Here is a 2154-nt window from a genome sequence, read left to right as displayed (position 1 = left end):
CGCGGCCCGGTGCGCGGCCTGTGCCGTCACGCAACACGACCGGGTCCGGGAAACGGCCCGCGCCGCGCAGTGGGGCGGGCCGTCCGGGTGCCCGGACCAATGGGACCGGGCGGCGGCCCGCCAATCCTCGGCTGCTGCGGCAGCGACTCGTGGTGTTCGTCGTGGTGACGTTGCTGGCCGCGCTCGGTATCGCCACGGCGCAGGGGTGTCAGGGACCGTCGCGAGGGCTCGGCGGGGATGGTGGTGTACGCCAGGAGCGGTCGTTCACGGAGTTGGACGGCGGCTGACGGTCGGCCGGTGGCAAGGACGTCGAAAAAGCTCGCGACTGCGGCCCGGTCGCACACCGCGGTTCGTCGGGGGTTGATCTCGCTGTTCTCCCGCGCCCCTGAGAGCCCAGCCCCTCTCAGAGTTGCGGGCGTCCCGTCGCCACCGCGTAGAAGGCCACCGCCGCCGCCGCGCCCACGTTGAGGGAGTCGACTCCGTGGGCCATGGGGATGCGGACCCATTCGTCGGCGGACATGAGGGCCTTGGTGGAGAGGCCGTCGCCCTCGGCGCCGAGCATGAGGGCGACGCGGTCCATACGGTGCGGGGCGGCCTCGTCGAGGGACTTCGCCTTCTCGTCCGGGGTGAGGGCGAGCAGGGTGAAGCCGGCGTCGCGGACCGCGTCGAGGCCCTTGGGCCAGGTGTCGAGGCGCGCGTACGGCACGGAGAAGACCGCGCCCATGGAGACCTTGACGCTGCGGCGGTAGAGCGGGTCGGCGCAGTCCGGGGAGAGCAGGACCGCGTCCATGCCGAGGGCGGCGGCCGAGCGGAAGATCGCGCCGATGTTGGTGTGGTCATTGACCGACTCCATGATCACGACCCGGCGGGCGGCCCCCACCAGCAGTTCGTCCGCCGTGGGCAGGGGCTTGCGCTGCATGGAGGCGAGGGCGCCCCGGTGCACGTGGTAGCCGGTGACCTGTTCGGCGAGCTCGGGGCTGACCGCGTAGACGGGGGCCGGGAGTTCGTCGATGACGTCGCGCATGACGTCGACCCACTTGGCGGAGAGCAGCATCGAGCGCATCTCGTAGCCGGCTTCCTTGGCCCGTCTGATGACCTTCTCGCCCTCGGCGATGAACAGGCCCTCGGCGGGTTCGCGCCTGCGGCGCAACTCCACGTCGGTCAGGCCCGTGTAGTCGCGCAGGCGCGGGTCGTCGGGGTCCTCAACGGTGATGAGATCGGCCACAGGGTGATACTGCCTTGTCCTGGGTGTGGTGCCAACGGCTTGGGACGGGTCGGGTTACCGGTGGTTACGGTTCCGTGGCCCTACGGTCCGGGGTCGCCGCCCGGAGGTCATGCTTCCGTTCCGGGTCCCACCTTCACGACCTCGCCGATCACGATGACCGCCGGCGGCTTTACCTCCTGCGTCACCACGGTCTCGGCGACCGTGGCGAGGGTCGCGTCGACCCGGCGCTGGGCGGCCGTGGTGCCCTCCTGGACCAGGGCGACCGGGGTGTCCGGGGACTTGCCGTGCGCCACCAGGGTCTCGGCGATCCGGCCGATCTTGTCGACGCCCATGAGGATCACGAGCGTGCCGGTCAGCCGGGCGAGGGCGGGCCAGTCGACCAGGGAGCGCTCGTCGTCGGGGGCCACATGCCCGCTGACCACGGTGAACTCGTGGGCGACGCCCCGGTGGGTGACCGGGATACCGGCCGCGCTCGGGACGGAGATCGAGCTGGAGATGCCGGGGACGACCGTGCAGGGGATACCGGCCTCGGCGAGCGCGTGGAGCTCCTCCATGCCGCGGCCGAAGACGTACGGGTCGCCGCCCTTGAGGCGCACGACCGACTTGCCCTGCCTGGCGTGCTCGATCAGCGCGTTGTTGATGGCCTCCTGGGCCATGAAACGGCCGTACGGGATCTTCGCCGCGTCGATCACCTCGACGTGCGGCGGGAGTTCGGCCAGCAGGTCGCGTGGGCCGAGACGGTCGGCGATGACGACATCGGCCTCGGCGAGGAGGCGTCGGCCGCGCACGGTGATCAGGTCCGGGTCGCCGGGGCCGCCGCCGACGAGGGAGACGCCGGGGGTGCGGGTGCGGTGGTGCGGGGCGACGAGGGTGCCGTCGCGCAGGCCCTCGACGACGGCGTCGCGGATGGCGGCGGTGTGGCGGGGGTC

At 72.1% G+C, this 2154-nt stretch carries 2 protein-coding genes and 1 pseudogene; 1 reads left to right on the top strand and 2 read right to left on the bottom strand.

All coding sequences use genetic code 11. The annotated features are described in order from the left end of the window. Positions 1–287, top strand: a pseudogene (locus AWZ10_RS48005) (serine/threonine protein kinase); the annotation flags it as partial. A gap of 116 nt (positions 288–403) precedes the next feature. On the opposite strand, the gene AWZ10_RS23855 reads toward AWZ10_RS48005, so the two are convergent. Together AWZ10_RS23855 and cobA are read right to left on the bottom strand one after the other, a co-directional pair. Then, on the bottom strand, positions 404–1225 hold the full coding sequence (locus tag AWZ10_RS23855) for a TrmH family RNA methyltransferase (RefSeq protein ID WP_046705207.1): 822 nt from the start codon (positions 1223–1225) through the stop codon (positions 404–406). A 107-nt stretch (positions 1226–1332) separates the two neighbouring features. Next, a partial coding sequence (gene cobA, locus AWZ10_RS23850; protein ID WP_060892008.1) for a uroporphyrinogen-III C-methyltransferase occupies positions 1333–2154 on the bottom strand: 822 nt, incomplete at its 5' end.

Origin of the sequence: Streptomyces europaeiscabiei (assembly GCF_001550375.1) — a bacterium.
In the GTDB taxonomy this organism is placed as follows: Bacteria; Actinomycetota; Actinomycetes; order Streptomycetales; family Streptomycetaceae; genus Streptomyces; species Streptomyces europaeiscabiei.
The sequence above is the reverse complement of the archived record's forward strand: the minus strand, read 5'-3'. Positions and strand labels throughout refer to the sequence as shown.